At 58.1% G+C, this 16,744-nt stretch carries 14 protein-coding genes; 11 read left to right on the top strand and 3 right to left on the bottom strand.

What is annotated here, in order from left to right:
• Positions 1-158 precede the first annotated feature (158 nt).
• A complete protein-coding gene (locus tag FY550_RS07295; protein ID WP_149054447.1) occupies positions 159-1,400 on the top strand; it encodes a lipoprotein-releasing ABC transporter permease subunit in 1,242 nt (413 codons plus the stop codon).
• Complete coding sequence (locus FY550_RS07300) at positions 1,393-2,076, top strand: ABC transporter ATP-binding protein (RefSeq protein WP_070977282.1); 684 nt, start codon at positions 1,393-1,395, stop codon at positions 2,074-2,076. The genes FY550_RS07295 and FY550_RS07300 overlap by 8 nt, the downstream gene beginning before the upstream one ends.
• Positions 2,077-2,125: 49 nt before the next feature.
• On the opposite strand, the gene FY550_RS07305 is transcribed toward FY550_RS07300, so the two are convergent.
• Together FY550_RS07305 and FY550_RS07310 are read right to left on the bottom strand one after the other, a co-directional pair.
• Positions 2,126-2,923 (bottom strand): SDR family NAD(P)-dependent oxidoreductase, encoded by a 798-nt coding sequence (locus FY550_RS07305; RefSeq protein WP_070977283.1) that lies wholly within the window; start codon positions 2,921-2,923, stop codon positions 2,126-2,128.
• 106 nt (positions 2,924-3,029) lie between these two features.
• Positions 3,030-3,551 carry a DUF2062 domain-containing protein gene (locus FY550_RS07310; protein ID WP_149054448.1) on the bottom strand — a complete coding sequence of 174 codons (522 nt, stop codon included), beginning with the start codon at positions 3,549-3,551 and terminating at the stop codon, positions 3,030-3,032.
• 141 nt (positions 3,552-3,692) lie between these two features.
• Between FY550_RS07310 and FY550_RS07315 the strand changes: the two genes are divergently transcribed.
• From FY550_RS07315 to murB, 7 genes are all read left to right on the top strand, one after another.
• Complete coding sequence (locus FY550_RS07315; RefSeq protein WP_139148634.1) at positions 3,693-6,035, top strand: DNA internalization-related competence protein ComEC/Rec2; 2,343 nt, start codon at positions 3,693-3,695, stop codon at positions 6,033-6,035.
• A 46-nt stretch (positions 6,036-6,081) separates the two neighbouring features.
• Positions 6,082-7,842: a lipid A export permease/ATP-binding protein MsbA gene (gene msbA / locus FY550_RS07320; RefSeq protein WP_233350296.1), complete on the top strand. Its 1,761-nt coding sequence runs from the start codon at positions 6,082-6,084 to the stop codon at positions 7,840-7,842.
• Between the two features lie 43 nt (positions 7,843-7,885).
• Positions 7,886-8,869: a tetraacyldisaccharide 4'-kinase gene (gene lpxK / locus FY550_RS07325; protein ID WP_070977286.1), complete on the top strand. Its 984-nt coding sequence runs from the start codon at positions 7,886-7,888 to the stop codon at positions 8,867-8,869.
• 73 nt (positions 8,870-8,942) lie between these two features.
• Entirely contained in the window at positions 8,943-9,146 is a 204-nt protein-coding gene (locus FY550_RS07330) for a Trm112 family protein (RefSeq protein WP_070977287.1), read from the top strand.
• Positions 9,139-9,906, top strand: coding sequence for a 3-deoxy-manno-octulosonate cytidylyltransferase (kdsB, locus tag FY550_RS07335; protein ID WP_149054449.1), 768 nt, complete (start codon positions 9,139-9,141; stop codon positions 9,904-9,906). Before FY550_RS07330 ends, kdsB begins: the two co-directional genes overlap by 8 nt.
• Positions 9,903-10,376: a low molecular weight protein-tyrosine-phosphatase gene (locus FY550_RS07340; protein ID WP_199287862.1), complete on the top strand. Its 474-nt coding sequence runs from the start codon at positions 9,903-9,905 to the stop codon at positions 10,374-10,376. Before kdsB ends, FY550_RS07340 begins: the two co-directional genes overlap by 4 nt.
• On the top strand, positions 10,376-11,407 hold the full coding sequence (gene murB / locus FY550_RS07345; RefSeq protein ID WP_070977288.1) for a UDP-N-acetylmuramate dehydrogenase: 1,032 nt from the start codon (positions 10,376-10,378) through the stop codon (positions 11,405-11,407). The genes FY550_RS07340 and murB overlap by 1 nt, the downstream gene beginning before the upstream one ends.
• Positions 11,408-11,519: 112 nt before the next feature.
• On the opposite strand, the gene rne is transcribed toward murB, so the two are convergent.
• Positions 11,520-14,525 carry a ribonuclease E gene (rne, locus tag FY550_RS07350; RefSeq protein ID WP_149054450.1) on the bottom strand — a complete coding sequence of 1,002 codons (3,006 nt, stop codon included), beginning with the start codon at positions 14,523-14,525 and terminating at the stop codon, positions 11,520-11,522.
• Between the two features lie 575 nt (positions 14,526-15,100).
• Between rne and FY550_RS07355 the strand changes: the two genes are divergently transcribed.
• Together FY550_RS07355 and FY550_RS07360 are read left to right on the top strand one after the other, a co-directional pair.
• Entirely contained in the window at positions 15,101-16,045 is a 945-nt protein-coding gene (locus FY550_RS07355) for an RluA family pseudouridine synthase (RefSeq protein WP_149054451.1), read from the top strand.
• 39 nt (positions 16,046-16,084) lie between these two features.
• Positions 16,085-16,741 (top strand): HAD family hydrolase, encoded by a 657-nt coding sequence (locus FY550_RS07360; protein WP_070977336.1) that lies wholly within the window; start codon positions 16,085-16,087, stop codon positions 16,739-16,741.
• The last annotated feature ends 3 nt before the right edge of the window (positions 16,742-16,744 follow it).

Here is a 16,744-nt window from a genome sequence, read left to right on the forward strand (position 1 = left end):
CATGGAAAACGGTGTATGACCAGCAGCATGGAAGGCATGATAGCCATACTGCCGGTAACGCATTCTAGCAGCTCGGCGGTGAAGATCACGCCGCTGCAGGGTGCACAGCTACCGCAAAATCCGTAATATGCCCGTTTCTGTCCGCGGCTGGAATATCGATGCTGGATCGCCTCCCATTTCTGATCGGTCTTCGCTATACCCGAGCGAAGCGACGCAATCATTTCATATCCTTCATTTCACTGACCTCAATGCTGGGGCTGACGCTGGGTGTGGCCGTATTGATCCTGGTGCTGTCAGTCATGAACGGCTTCGATCACGAGTTGCGGTCACGGGTGCTGGGCATGGTGCCGCACAGTCGTATCGAGGCCGTTGATGGAGTCAAGGACTGGCATTCGCTGGCCGATCGGCTGAAGCAGCACCCTCATGTGGTGGGGGCTGCCCCTTATATCCAGCAACAGGGCATGTTCTCATCGGGGGGGAGTACTGCTGGTGCCATGGTCGAGGGCATTGATCCCGCAGCTGAAAAGCGGGTGTCGATTATCGGGAACCACATGACCGCCGGCCATCTGGATTCGCTCAAGCCCGGTAGCTGGGGCGTCGTCATGGGAGATCTGCTGGCTCGCAATCTGGGCGTTGGCGTTGGCGATAAGGTGACTCTGCTGGTACCTGAAGCCTCGGTGACGCCAGGTGGCGTCTTCCCACGTCTCAAGCGTTTCACCGTCACCGGCATCTTCAGTGTTGGTGCACAGGTCGACAGCAATCTGGCCTATACCAGCCTCAAGGATATGAAGGCACTGGCACGTCAGTCCGGTCAGGCCCAGGGTATCCGGCTCAAGTTCGATGATCTCTTCAAGGCGCATGCCATTACCCGGGACATTATCAACGATCTGCCGCCGGGCTATCGCGGGGTGGACTGGACCTACACACAGGGCAACCTCTTTCAGGCGATCCAGATGGAGAAACATCTGATCGGTCTGCTGCTGATGGTGATTGTGGCCGTTGCCGCGTTCAATATCGTTTCGACGCTGGTCATGGTCGTGACCGACAAGCATGCCGATATCGCCATTCTGCGGACCCTGGGGGCGACACCTCGTACCATCATGGGCATTTTCATCGTGCAGGGACTGACCATCGGGATCATTGGCATTCTGCTGGGACTGGGAATCGGTGTTGCGCTGGCACTGTCGATTTCGGATATCTTCGAGTGGATCGAGGCGGTCTTCAATGTGCAGTTCCTCAATCCCAATGTGTACTTCATCAGCTATCTGCCCTCGCGGCTGCAGTGGAGTGATATTGCAGTCATCGTGGGCGTGGCCTTTGCCCTGAGCTTTATATCGACACTTTATCCGGCCTGGCGGGCGGCTCGTGTTCAACCTGCGGAGGTGCTGCGCTATGAATGATGTCATGCTGGAATGCCGTCAGCTGGTGCGCATCTACCGAGAGGGACCACAGGAAGTGACCGTACTTGATCAGCTCGAGATGACGGTCAGTGCTGGTGAGCGGGTGGCAGTCGTTGGCAGTTCCGGTTCCGGCAAGACCACTCTGCTGAATCTGCTGGGCGGACTGGATAGACCTACTGCTGGCGAAATCCGGATTGCCGGGCAGACCCTGGAGGGGCTTTCGGAAAGTGCCATCGGAAGCTTTCGCAATCGGCATATCGGTTTCGTTTATCAGTTCCACCATCTGCTGGCAGAGTTTACGGCCGTCGAGAATGTCTCGATGCCGCTGATCATTCGCGGCTACCGACGCAATGAAGCAGCGGAAAAAGCCATGGCGCTGCTGGAACGCGTCGGTGTAGGAGAACGAGGGCGTCACAAACCGGGAGAGTTATCGGGTGGCGAACGTCAACGCGTTGCCATTGCTCGTGCATTGGTGACCGATCCCAGTCTGGTGCTGATGGATGAGCCGACCGGCAACCTTGATCAGACCACGGCCGGCAGCATTCTGGCGCTGATGGATGATGTGGCAGCTCGATCTCGCAGCGCTTTCGTGGTGGTGACACATGACCGTCGGATCGCCGCTCATCAGGACCGCATCCTGACGCTTGATCATGGTCGTTTGGCCTCAGAGGCCTGATCGTCAAGGCTGATGTGCCGCTCCGGTAGTGCCGAAGCGGCATGGTTGATCAGTTCTGCACGGACATGACGGCGCCCCCATCAACTCTCAGATTGGCGCCGTTGATGAATGCCCCCCGCTCCGAGACCAGCAGGGCGATGACGCCGGCGACCTCATGTGCCTGGCCTCGACGGCCAAGCGCAATGCCGGGCCGCTCTTCCTGCAGGAATGATGCTATCGCCTCCTCGAACGAGATCCCAAGCTCGTTGCTGCGCTGGTGCATCATACCATCGGTCATGGGGGACTCGATGAAGGCCGGGGCAACCGTATTGCAGAGAATGCCGTGTTTGGCCTCACGGTAAGAGAGATTCTTGATGAAAGCGGAGAGGCCTGCCTTGGAGACGTTATAGACCACCTCATCCCAGTAGGGTTGAACGGCATTTTCGGAGCTGATACAGACAAATCGACCCCAGCCGCGTTCGCGCATGGCTGGAAAGGTCGCGCGGGCAATCCTTACCGCTGACATCAGGTTGGCCTGCCAGGTCGCCTCGAAGTCGCTGTCACTCATTTCCAGCGGCTCCCCCTTGGCGCCGGTAATGCCGGCGGTATGTATCACGATATCAATGGCGCCAAAGCGGTCCAGCGCACACCGTGCCAGCGCATCGGCGTCCGCCTGACGTGTCAGGTCACCGGCATGACAGCAGCAGTGCTCGCCCAGCTCGGCGCTGCGACGTTCAAGGCTCTCGGTGTCGGTATCGCTGAGCACGACACGTACACCTTCCTCGGCCAGCACACGTGCCGTTTCGAAACCCAGCCCACCGGCTGCGCCGGTCACAATGGCGACCCGACCCCTGATTCCCAGATCCATGGTGGATTTTTCTCCTGTTGATCAAAGCGGATGACGTCGACGACTGAAACGGCGTCAGGCGTGCATTCAACCTGGTTGGTGCAACCGTTTCGGTCAAAGTGTCCGATCAGGATCTGGAGTGGCGACGACGGCGCCGGCGCCATAGGCGGGTGATTTGCCAACGCCAGATCAAACGGGTCAAGACATTGGCCAGACCGCCGATAACCACGGCACAGATCAGCGAGCCGAGCACCAGAGAGGGCATGGCGTCGGTCAATTGAGTAGCAAACCATTGCACACTGAGCTGATCGGGTAACTGCATGGGCGGTCGCTGAAGCACCCAGGCACCCACTCGATAGGTGGTGTAGAACACGACCGGCATGGTCAGAGGATTGGTCAACCAGACCAGCGCAATCGATAGTGGCAGGTTGGCCCGCATGACCCAGGCACCCAGAGCTGCGACCAGCATCTGGCAGGGGATGGGCAACAGCGCGCAGAACAGCCCAACCGAAAACGCATTGGCGACGGTATGACGTGAGACCTGCCACAGGGCGCGCTTGTCAATCAACGGATGCACGAAACGCAGTGACCTGTAACGACGCAGGCGTTCCGGATCAGGCAGGTAGCGTTGAAGCAGTTGGCGACGCATGAAGTCCGACACTGACAGGAGGAAACGGCATTATCCATGTGACCACCATGGCATGGGAACCTTCGAGTTGGGTTTTTACATCCTGAAGTGGCCTTATTGCCGGCAGCAGACCGCCTGGTACGGCTGTCATGGCGTTTTCCCTTGAGCTTTCGTCTACCGTTGATGGCGATGAGCGCCATCGCCAGTGTCTGGCTGGCACTCAGAGGGATAGCTGTAGTGGTCCCCCTCTGGATGTTGCTGATGCTATTGGCTCTGGCACTGTGTCAACGGGTAATGCTGGCCTGTTTGCTGGGGGCTTTATTGGCTGCTGCTCATGCCATCGTACTCGAGCCCTTCCTGTTGCCGGATGGTTTGGCAGGGCAGGATGCACGCCTTACCGGCCGAATTATCAAGCTTGAGTCACTCGGTGGCCATGATCGGCTGGTGCTTGTCCCGGAAGATTGTCAGCCACTTCAGGATGATTTACCGGGCTGCAGGAAAATTGGGCAAGTGCGCCTGAACTGGTATCACCCGCCCGAGCTTGCCGTTGGTCAGCGCTGGCAGATCACGGCACGATTGAAACCACCTCATGGTTATGCCAACCCGGAGACCTTCGATTATCGCCAGTGGCTGATCCGTAAGGGAATCGGTGCTACCGGCTATGTACGTACCTCGCCCCGCCCGATATTGCTTGATAACGCCCCTCGTTTTGCTGGTGGCTGGCTGGCGCGACAGTTGGAGCAGCATGCTCCTTCAGCCGCTGCACATCAATGGTTGGCAGCACTTACCCTGGGGCAGGGTGAGGCGCTGACGAAAAAACAGTGGGAGGCTCTGGCGGCAACCGGTACCACCCACCTGATGGTTATTTCCGGACTGCATGTGGCGCTGGTTGCAGGTTGGGTGCTGCTGCTCTGTCGAGGGCTGGGCCGACTGCTGCAACCGACTCGCTGGCGCATGCTGGACTGGCCATGGCTGGTGGCGGCGATGGCAGCCTTTGGTTATGCGGCACTCTCCGGATTCGGGGCGCCGGCGCTTCGGGCTGCCATCATGACGCTCATCGCGCTCTGGATAGCCAGCGGGCGTCATGCCCCTGGTGTCTGGCAGGGGTTCTGGTTGGCGTTGTTGCTGGTCGTAGTGTGCCAGCCCCTGCAAATTGTGGCGCCCGGTCTATGGTTGTCTTTCGCTGCCGTAGCCGCTTTGATTGTGGCCTGGCGATGGCGCCCGCGGGGGCGGATGCTGCCTGTGCTGCTGAGAACACAATGGCTTCTGGGGTTGGTAACGGCTGCAGCGTCGCTATGGGCTTTTGACCGAATTTCGCTGATTGCGCTGCCGGTCAATCTGGTCGCCATTCCCTGGGTAACACTGGTCATGGTCCCGTTGGGGCTTCTTGGCTGGCTGTTAATGCCTCTGCCCATGCTGACCGACTGGCTCTGGCAACTGTTCGGTATGAGCGCCGAAGGGTTCGCGTGGGTCATTTCCACACTTGCCGCGTCTTTTCCTGCCTGGTCCCCGCCGGATTGGGTGAAGTTGCCCTTGTCAGCCCTGCTGATTCTGATGGCGCTTTTCTGGTTGATTCCGGGACTCGATCTGCGTTGGCGTAGCCTGGCTTCATTGTGCTTGCTGGTGGTGCTGCCCGGGCTGGCTCCATCCGCGGCAGATGATCGTCATTGGGCGGTTGTTGTGCATGATATCGGTCAGGGAGAGCTGGTCGAGATTCGTACGGCCCATTCGCGCTGGCTCTATGATACCGGCCCTCGGTTCCCGAGTGGTTTTGCGCCGATCATGACGCTATGGCATAACGCACAACACTTTGATGGGGTTATTGTCAGTCACGCTGATCTGGATCACGCTGGCGGGGTTCAGGTACTTGCCAAAGAACATGAGGTAAGTCGCTGGTGGGCACCCACCCGGCATACCATGTCGGTAGCCAATATCACTCCCTGTCGTGCTGGTGCAGCGTGGCGTGTTGATGGCATCACGTTCCGTTTTCTGTGGCCCATGGCAGATGTCACTCTGCCGGCTGAAGATAATGATCGCTCCTGTGTGCTTGCCATCACCGATGGAGAACATCGGGTGTTGCTGACCGGCGATGCCGATACCACTGTTGAGCGGCAACTGTTGTCTCATCTGGCGCCAGGTCCGATCACATTACTGGTCGCAGGTCATCACGGCAGTAACAGCAGTTCGGGAGAGTCGCTGATCAGTTACCTGCAGCCATACCATGTCATTTTCAGTGCCGGCTATCTCAACCGCTATCGTCATCCGGCTGATACTGTGGTCAGGCGTTTTGATCGCTTGCGCAGCTGTCTCTGGAATACGGCGGTAGATGGGGCGGTGACGCTTGATATGACACGTGATGGTGGCAGCCGCATTCATGCCACAAGGAAGAGTGAAAATGATCGGATGGCCGGTGCCGGTGTCGAAGGTGGCTGTGCTGGGGTAGAATCAGCGCCGCTGTCCGGTGCCTTGCATGCCGGTCAGCAGCGAACATCCGACACGTCGTGACAGCTCGCCATTCATGGCGCAACGACGAGTACCGCGGGGAGCGTGCGTGAAAGACAATACCAGCTGGGTGCTCTACAAGCGCCTGCTCAAGTATGTGCGTCCGTTCTGGAAGGCATTCGTGGTAGCCCTGATTGGCAATGCCATCTATGCCGGTTCCAGTACGCTGATGGCGCGCATCATGGAATACCTGACCAATGGCATTCAGAATCCCGACGCCGATTTTCGGATGTTGATGCCGCTGATGCTGATCGGCATCTTCATCGCTCGGGGCTTCGGAACCTTTCTGGGGTCCTATGGTATGGAATATGTGGCTCGTAATGTGGTGCACCGCTTGCGGGTCGAGGTGTTCGATCGCCTGCTGCATCTTCCCGGGCGTTTTTTTGATCAACACTCCAGTGGTCATCTGATTTCACGTGTCACCTATCACGTTGAACAGGTGACCGGCGCCGCCACCAAGGCTCTGAATGTTGTCCTGCAGGAGGGCATGCTGGTTGCTGGTCTGACTGTCTATCTGTTCTGGACCAACTGGAAACTGATGCTGGTCTTCATTGCTGTGACACCGCTGATCGGAGGTGTGGTCAGTTATGCCAGCCGCCGATTCCGGCGGCTGTCGCGGCGCATTCAGCGCTCGGTGGGTGATGTCACCCATGTCGCTTCCGAAGCCATTTCCGGCTATCGGGTAGTGCGGATGCATGGTGCTCAGTCGTATGAGTATCGTCGTTTTCATCAGGCGAGTGACTACAATCGTCGTCAGAGCCTCAAGGAGGCGTTAACCAAGGCTATCAGTGCGCCGGTCATTCAGACCCTTGTTGCCGTTTCGCTGGCCGTACTGGTATGGCTGGCGCTGGCGCCGGATCTCCTTGGCGATATGAATGCCGGTGAGTTTGTTGGTTTCCTGACGGCTGCCTCGATGATGATCAAGCCGATCAAGTCATTGACCGACATCAATGGGTTGATCCAGAAGGGGCTGGCGGCGTCCCAGGAACTGTTCGAACTGATGGATCGTGATCCCGAGCCGGACCAGGGCGATATCGACCCCGGACGCGTCGAGGGTCGGGTCAGGCTGTCGAAGGTTGGTTTTCGCTACGGTGCGGAACTTCCGGATGTATTGCAGGATATCAACCTTGAGGTTGAGCCCGGTGAGATGATTGCTCTGGTGGGGCGTTCGGGAAGTGGCAAGACTACCCTGGTCAATTTGTTGCCACGTTTTTACGATGCGACCCGGGGCAGCATCATGCTCGATGACATCGAACTGGAGGCCTTCGATCTCAAGGCGTTGCGTCGCCAGATTGCACTGGTCAATCAACAGGTTACGCTGTTCAACGCGACCATTACCGATAATATCGCCTATGGCATCGACAATCCGGATCCCGACGCTGTGCAGGCTGCTGCCAAAGCGGCCTATGCCGATGAGTTCATTGAGCGCTTGCCTCATGGCTATGACACCGTGGTAGGTGACAATGGCGTCATGCTTTCAGGGGGACAGCGTCAGCGTATTGCCATTGCTCGTGCCATTTTCCGTGATGCGCCATTGCTGATTCTGGATGAGGCGACTTCGGCACTGGATACGGAGTCCGAGCGCTACATCCAGCAGGCACTCGAGGAGGTCTGTCGAGGGCGCACGACCTTCGTTATTGCTCATCGACTGTCAACCATTGAGCGAGCCGATCGCATTCTGGTAATGGATCAGGGACGGATTATCGAGCAGGGCACCCATCAGCAATTGCTGGCTCAGGAGGGTGCCTATGCGGCGCTCTACCGTGTCCAGTTCCAGGAAGAGCCTTCACGTGTCGACGAGTTGACCTGAGAAAGAAGGTGGTCGACACGTTATTGAATATGCCGGAGAGTGCATGCGCCGACTTGAACAGGCCTGGTACAGTGATGCCGGCTGGGTAAAGCTGCTGACGCCACTGGAGCTTTTGTATCGTTCGGTCGTACGCCGACGTCGTCGTGCTTTCCAGAGTGGTCACCGGGAAACATGGCACGCTTCGGTGCCGGTCATTGTGGTGGGCAATATTACTCTCGGTGGTACCGGCAAATCGCCGCTGGTGGCCTGGCTGGGTCGCTGGCTGCGTGATCAGGGTTGGCATCCGGGGATCATTTCGCGCGGTTATGGCGGACATGCCTCGCGTTATCCGCTGTATGTCGATGAAACCACTGACACGGCCTATGCCGGTGATGAGCCGGTGATGCTGGCGCAGCAGACCCAGTTACCGGTAGCCGTGGACCCCGATCGCCCGCGGGCGGCTCGCAAGCTGATTGCGGCAGGCTGCGATATCCTGCTGTCCGATGATGGTCTGCAGCATTTTCCGCTGGGGCGGGACATCGAGCTGGTGGTGGTGGATGGACAAAAGGGTTTCGGCAATCATCGTTGCCTGCCGGTAGGTCCATTGCGCGAGCCGCTTGATCGTCTGGCCGATGTGGATGCCGTGATTACCAATGGTGATCTGGGCGTGCGCGTGCCGGCCAGCCAGTATTCCATGACACTGGTACCGCATGCCTGGCGACATCTCAATGACAATGTCTGCTACAGCATTGCCGATCGTCCTTTCTCGGGACGGGTACATGCCTTGGCGGGTATTGGTAATCCGGCTCGTTTTTTTCGGACTCTGGAGCGGCTTGAAGTGGATTTCGAGCAGCATCCCTTCCCCGATCATTATCGCTTTACCGCCCAGGATTTACGTTTTGCGGATAATCGACCGGTCGTAATGACCGCCAAGGATGCGGTCAAGTGCCGGCGTTTTGCCAACGAGCGCTGTTGGGCGCTGGATATCGAGGCGCGCCCCGAGGCGGAACTGATCGAGTGGTTACGCCAGCGTCTCGAGACGCTGTAACATGACAGGCGCGGCCGGGTCCGCGTCACCTTTCAATCATTGCGGGGTCCATGTGATCCCGGCGGAGACTACCATGGACAAGGAAATGCTCGCGCTGCTGGTCTGTCCTCGAAGCCAGGGTAAGCTGATCCATGATCGACAGGCCGGTGAACTGATCTGTCGCGAAAGCGGACTGGCCTATCCGATCCGCGATGGCATTCCGGTGATGCTTGAAGATCAGGCGCGTGTGCTCAGCGTCGAAGAAAAACTGGGCAAGGCGACTCCCGGGCATGAGTGAGTCGCTGGCCATTATCCCGGCCCGCTATGGTTCCAGTCGTTTGCCCGGCAAGCCGTTGATCGAGCTTGCCGGGCGTCCCATGATCGAACATGTCTGGCGGCGGGCGTATGAGGCCGGGCTCGATCGGGTGCTGATCGCGACCGATGATGAGCGGATTGCCAATGCCGCCCGCGGTTTCGGCGCGGAAGTCCTCATGACACGTGATGATCATGCCAATGGTACGGCGCGCCTGGCTGAAGTGGTGGAGCGTCTTGAGCTTTCGGATGAAGCCTGCATCGTCAACGTACAGGGTGATGAGCCTCTGTTACCGCCCAGCATGATCGAGCGGGTTCTCTCACGCCTGCTTGAGGATGAAGGCGCTGCGATGGCGACCCTGGCCGAGCCGCTTGAAGCTCATGAGGTGTTGCTGCGTCCCGGGACGGTCAAAGTGGTTTGCGATGCGCGCGGCCGGGCGCTCTATTTCTCCCGAGCACCGATCCCCTGGGATCGCGATCGGTTCAGTGAAGGCGTTTCGGTCGATCTGTCGGGAGGTCATTGGCGGCGGCACGTTGGACTTTATGCCTATCGGGCTGGTTTCCTGCGTACCTATGCCGCTTTACCGGAAGCTCCGATTGAGCGTCTGGAGCAGCTTGAGCAACTGCGAGCCATCTACCACGGTCATGTCATCAGCGTAGCGGAGACAAGTGACCACTGGGCGCCGGGCGTCGATACTCCGGAAGATGTTGAACGCATTCGCGGTATCATGGAGGCCGCCCAATGATTCAGGTGCTGTTTGTTTGCCTGGGCAATATCTGTCGCTCTCCGACAGCCGAAGGGGTGTTGCGTGAAAAACTGAAGCGTGAGGGGCTTGCTGACAGTATCACTGTGGATTCCTGCGGGGTCGGTGACTATCACGTAGGTGAAGGGCCCGACGCGCGAGCCATTCGGGAAGCCCGCAGCCGTGATATCAATATCGAGGCGCTGGTGGCGCGCCAGTTACAGGCGAAGGACTTCGAAAAGTTCGATTACCTGCTGGCGATGGACGAATCCAATCTTGCTGCCATCAGGAAGCGCCAACCCGCCGCTAGTCGGGCGCATGTGGCACTGTTGATGGATTTCGCCGAGGGTGAAACCCACGATATACCGGATCCCTATTTCGATAGTGAAGAGGGCTTCACGCGGGTCTACGAACTGATTGACCAGGCCTGTAACGGTCTGATTGCCCATCTGCGCCGGCAGTATCATCTGTAATGCTGCAAATCTACCATGATGCTCTGCTGGATCAGGCCAATAGTCTCGGTTTACCCGGCAGGGCCGATCATCTGCTTGATGCCGATACCCTTGAAGACTACCGTCAGGCTTTGGCGCTGGCGCGTCGATATGACTGGCCGCTGACGATACTGGGCGGCGGTAGCAATGTGGTACTTGCACCTGAATTGCCCGGGGCGGTACTCAGGTCCGTTGCTCATCGACGCTGGATTGAGTCATTCGATGAGGGACGCCGGGCGCTTTTGCATGTTAACGCCGGTGTGCCATGGCCGGCTCTGGTCCGTGAAACGACTGCCGCTGGCTGGTGGGGGCTGGAGAATCTGGCACTGATTCCAGGTAGCGCCGGTGCAGCGCCTATTCAGAATATCGGTGCCTATGGTGTGGAGCTATCCGATATTGTCGAGCGTGTGCACTGCCTTGAAATTGACAGCGGTCGCTACCGTATTCTGGATCACGCTGACTGTGCCTTTGGTTATCGCGATAGCATCTTCAAAAAAGAACGGGCGGGGGAGCTGTTTATTGTTCACCTTGAGCTTCGCCTTTCCAGGTATGCTGTACCGCGGCTTGATTATGGCCACCTGCGTCAGCGTCTGGATGAATTATACGGTTCGATGGCACCGACCTCTGCTCAGGTAGCTGAAGCCGTGACGTCACTACGGCGTGAGCGCTTGCCGGACCCGGCTTTGCTGGGTAATGCAGGTAGTTTCTTCAAGAACCCTGTAGTCGACAGGGCGCGGTTCGAGTCGCTGGGTCGTCTTTATTCGAATATGCCTCACTATCCGACCAGTGACGGTAGGGTCAAGCTGGCAGCCGGTTGGTTGATCGAGCAATGTGGCTTTCGCGGTTATCGCGATGGTCCGGTCGGTGTGCACGATCATCAGGCTCTGGTGTTGGTTCATCATGGCGGCGGCAGTGCCAGTGAATTGATGACCCTGGCCGAGCGGATTCGTGATGCCGTGCGGGAGCAATTCGGTGTGATGCTGGAGCCGGAACCGCGTTTAGTGGGATTCTAGTGTTCGATTTCTCATGAATGGATGAAAGAAAAAGCCCGAGCAGGGATACCTCTCGGGCTTTTTCAATGGGGCATTGCGAGCGAAGGCGCGAGGCCTTCACTGTCTTTTGCTGCTAGTGGGTAGAAGAGTCACTGGCTGACTGTTCGCGACGACGCTTCTCTCGAGGGTCATTATGGGCTCGACCGCGGCTACGGCGCTCCGGGGGCGCGGCTGCATTATCACCAGTTGTTTCCGATGAGGGAGTAGCAGGAGACGAAGAGTGACTGGACTTACCCTGTTGCTCCTCGTCTGACTGAGCTTTCCCGGTTGTTATCTCCTGGCCAGTCGCGCTCAGCTCTGGTTTGTCTCGGGGCGTGGCTGCTTCAGCCAGCGCGACTCCAGCGTTATCTCCGGTAGAAGCTGAGGGCGTGGCCTTTTGAGCGGAATCAGGCTTCTGTTCCACCTGACCACTGACGCGATGCGCGTTGGCTGCTGGCGTGGGTTCAGAGGTGTCTTTCCCGCTGCTTTCCACTGCCTGAGACTGCTGACCGCCTTTGGCCGGTGAGGAGGTGGGCCTGGTATCGCTCGGCTCGCTTTCCCTGGCCTGACTGGCCGTACTGCTGTCTATATCAGCCGCTGCTTTGGTTGATGCCTTTTTCACAGGCTGATCGACAGCGCCGTTGGAAGTCATCCCGGTTTCCGATGTGATGTCATGATCACTTTCGGCTTCACTCTGTAGACGCTGCTGTTCTGCCAGGGCTTCCGGCTTCAGAGCGTGCTGACGAGTGCGCTGGCGCGGGTTATTACGCGTGCGCTCGTTGTTTGGCGCTTTCTCGTGTGACGTGCTGTCCTGCTTCTCTGCGTCTTTTTCGCCTTTTACGGTCTCGGATCCGGTTGTATGGGGCGAGTGCTTTTCCTGAGCAGATTCGGCTGAGCTCTGGGCACGTGGTTGCCTGGCTGGTTGCGTGTCTCGATTCTGACGCTTGCCATTGCCATTGCCATTGCCATTGCCATTGCCATTGCGGTCGTCGGCTCGGGACTTGCTGTTACCGTTACTGTTGCTTCGACGCTCTTCGGACTTCTGGCGGTTATCCCGATCCTTCTGTCGACTATCATCCTTTTGCTGCCGGTTGTCGTCCTTCTGACGAGCGTCGCGCTTGTTACGATTATCTTCCTGACGCTGCTCGTTTTGGTCATTATTCTGACGCTGCTGGCGATCGCCGCCTCGCTGTGAGCGGCCATTGTTGCGATCATTCTGACGACTCTGATCCCGCGTACCCTGGCGTGCGTTCTGTTCCTGCGACTGGCCCTTGTTGGTGTCACGGGAAGACTCGGCCTGGGAAGTCTGTGAGCGACTGCGACGCTCGGAGGAAGAGCGATCCGTTGCCTTGTGAGCATCCTCCTGGTGGGTATTCTGCTCTTCGTTACCCAGTAGCCGGCCCATGCCACGCAGCAATCGGCCAATAAAACCACCTTCTGCGGGCGCAGATGTTTCAGCAGTAGTTGATTGGCGGCTGACATCGGGCGCTGGAGTGGAGTAGGCAACGGAACTGACAGCGGCTTCCGCGCGCGCGGTCGGCTTGCTGAAGGTGGATTCTTCAGCCTCGTGGGCGTCGAACTCCACTGACAGTTCGTAGCTCGACTTGCCAACATCCTCTGGATCTACCTGGTCGTCACGCAGCCTTTGTACCTCATAATGCGGCGTTTCCAGGTCGGGTTGGGGCAGTAACATGACGCGTACGCCCTGGCGTTGCTCGATATCGCTGAGCACACTGCGCTTTTCATTGAGCAGGTAGGTCGCCACAGGAATGGGAAGGATGGCACGGATCTGGGCACTTCGATCCTTCATGGCCTCTTCCTCGATCAGCCGCATGACCGACAGGGACAGTGAGCGGACATCGCGGATGGTGCCCTGGCCATTACAGCGAGGGCAGACCACACCACTGGTTTCTCCCAGTGAAGGGCGCAGCCGCTGACGTGACATTTCCATTAGACCGAAACGTGAGATGCGACCGATCTGAACCCGAGCCCGATCAATCTTCAGAGCGTCGCGTACGCGGTTCTCCACTTCCCGCTGATTGCGGGAAGGGCCCATATCGATGAAGTCGATGACCACCAGTCCGCCGATATCGCGCAGGCGCAGCTGACGTGCAATCTCGTCGGCCGCTTCCAGGTTGGTCTGCAGGGCGGTCTCCTCGATATCACCGCCCTTGGTGGCACGTGAGGAGTTGATGTCGATCGATACCAGCGCCTCGGTGTGATCAATCACCACAGAGCCGCCGGAAGGCAGTTTGACTTCACGTTCGTAGGCCGTTTCGATCTGGGATTCGATCTGGAAACGCGAGAACAGCGGCACATCATCCCGATAGGGCTTGATCTTCTGCTGATAGGTAGGCATCACCTGCTGTACGAAGGCCAGCGCCTCGTTGTAAACAGTGGGATCGTCGATCAGCACCTCGCCGATGTCCTGGCGCAGGTAATCCCGCATGGCGCGGATGATGACATTGGATTCACGATAGATCAGGAAGGGCGCCGAACGTTTGCCGGCTTCCTCGGTGATCGTCTCCCAGATCTGTACCAGGTAGTTCAGATCCCACTGCAACTCTTCGCTGGAACGGCCGATGCCGGCGGTGCGTACGATCACCCCCATGCCCTCGGGCATCTCCAGTCCACTCATGGCTTCCTTGAGTTCAGCGCGTTCTTCACCTTCAATCCGCCGGGAAATGCCGCCAGCACGGGGATTGTTGGGCATTAGAACAAGAAAGCGTCCAGCCAGACTGATGAAGGTAGTCAGCGCTGCCCCCTTGTTGCCACGCTCCTCCTTGTCGACCTGAACAATGACTTCCTGACCATCGCGAATCACTTCACGGATATTGGGTCGTCCGCCCTGGCCGGGATCACGGACAAAATATTCGCGGGATATTTCCTTGAGAGGGAGAAAGCCGTGACGCTCGGCACCGAAGTCGACGAAGGCGGCTTCCAGACTGGGTTCGACCCGGGTAATACGCCCCCGGTAGATATTGGCCTTTTTCTGTTCCCGGGCACCGGATTCGATGTCCAGATCGTAAAGTCGTTGACCGTCGACCAGAGCGACCCTGAGCTCTTCAGGCTGGGTCGCATTGATGAGCATGCGTTTCATGTTCTCTCGCTGACAGTGCGCACCGGAAGGTGGCCGTCGTGTCCTGGCTACTCCGGCGCGCACGGTTGCAGCGTCGACGGAGTGAAACGGTGGCACGAGCGTCGGCGACGGACGAACCGCTACTGCTTTGTGTTGTGCTCAGCGCATGTCGGGAATGCGTCTGCATGGCAACCCCTGCCATGAGTTGCGGGGATCCATACTATCTTGATCATGTTGAGTACAAGGCGGCGGCAGGACATGTCGCGGCAGCAATCGACGCTCACCGGTCCTGTAGCCAACCGCCAGACACCTGGCATTTATCGATTCGGCGCCGCCGGCTTCCGGCACGGTATTGGCTTATCCCGTCCCGCTTTCGGGAGTCCGGGCGCTGAAAAACTGTAATTCGTCGTTCGAACTCGTTGTGAACGCAAAGGCCTGCGTGTTTATCAGGCAGGCGCTGCGGGGTAATGCAAGCTCCCTTCGAACGCACTTGGAATATAACAATAAAGCATTGAGCCGGCAATTGAGGGCGTCGGCGTTCATATCAGATAGAATGCGCTTCGAACAAGGCTACGAGGCGATAGGAAGAAGCACACATGGCCGAAGGTCGCGAAGTACAGTGGCTCGATATCAGTGAGCACCAGGCAGGTCAGCGTCTGGACAATTTTCTTTTGGCACGGCTCAAGGGGGCGCCGCGCTCACTGATCTACCGGATCGTTCGGCGCGGTGAAGTGCGGGTCAATGGTGGTCGTGCTCGGGCCGACCAGCGATTGGTCAGTGGTGACCGGGTGCGGGTTCCGCCACTGCGATTGTCACCCGAAGAAGCGGTACAGGAAGTCAGTGATAATCTCAAGAATCTGCTGGCCGGAAGCGTCCTTTCCGAATCACGGGACTGGCTGGTGATCAATAAACCTTCCGGTCTGGCCGTGCATGGTGGCAGTGGGGTCAAGATCGGTTTGATCGAGGCCTTGCGTCAGATACGTGAAGATCTGGATTTTCTGGAGCTGGTGCATCGGCTTGATCGCGATACGTCCGGGGTATTGCTGCTGGCCAAATCGCGGGATGCGTTGCTGTCATTGAACAATGCCATGCGCAGCAAGCAGATGGATAAGCGTTATCTGGCCCTGGTGCAGGGAAAATGGCCTCCCAGACGGGATTTTGTCAGTGCCCCACTGGAGCGTTTTGAGGCTGGTAATGGCGAACGTCGGGTCAGAGTGGCCAGCAATGGCAAACGCTCTCGCACCCGTTTTGCACTTCAGGAGCAGTTCGGTGAGGCGGCGCTGATGGAAGCCGAGCCGATTACCGGTCGCACTCACCAGATCCGGGTGCATGCCGCTCACCTGGGGCACGCTCTGCTGGGTGACGTGAAGTATGGCACTCGCCGTGGCGAGCAGCTTTCGCGTGCGGTGGGCCTGGAACGATTGTTCCTGCATGCCCAGGCGCTGACCTTCCCTGACCCGCGTAGCGGCAGGGCGATAACCCTCAAGGCACCACTGGATGATGAGCTGAAACAGGTTCTTGAACGTTTAAGGGCGCATTGAAGAACGCAGCGCGCAGTGATTTCAAACGCAGGGAGAGCTATGCGTTACCGACTGATTATTCTTGATTGGGACGGCACCCTGATGGATTCGGCGCCACGGATTGTTGACTGCATGCAGCGTGCTGCTGTCGATATCGGTTGGGCGCCACTCTCTGCAGAGGCTGTCCGCGACATTATTGGCCTGGGGTTACCGGAAGCCATTGCCAGATTATGCCCGGGGATTACTACCGCGCAGGCCGATAATTTACGCCGTTGTTATTCCGAACGTTTCGTCGCTGCAGAAACCCGGGGCGTGCCGATGCCTTTTTTCGAGGGGATCGAGTCGGGGATTGCACAGCTGCGCGAGTGGCCCGAACAGCAATTGGCCGTAGCGACTGGAAAAAGCCGGCGAGGGCTGGATCGTATTCTTGAAAGTACTGGAAGTGCCGCCTGGTTCGATGCAACACGAACAGCAGACATGACTCGCTCCAAGCCCGATCCGCTAATGCTCAGAGAGTTGCTTGATGAGTTGCATGTACCAGTGGAAGAAGCCGTCATGATTGGTGACAGTGAATATGATCTGTCCATGGCGAAACAGCTGGGTATGGCCAGGATCGGTGTCAGTTGGGGAGTGCATGATCGTGCGCGGTTGGAAGCTCATGCACCGCTGTGGATGGCTGATGATCCTGCGACGATGTTTGACTGGCTATGTCAGTGATTG

The organism is Kushneria phosphatilytica (assembly GCF_008247605.1).
In the GTDB taxonomy this organism is placed as follows: Bacteria; Pseudomonadota; Gammaproteobacteria; order Pseudomonadales; family Halomonadaceae; genus Kushneria; species Kushneria phosphatilytica.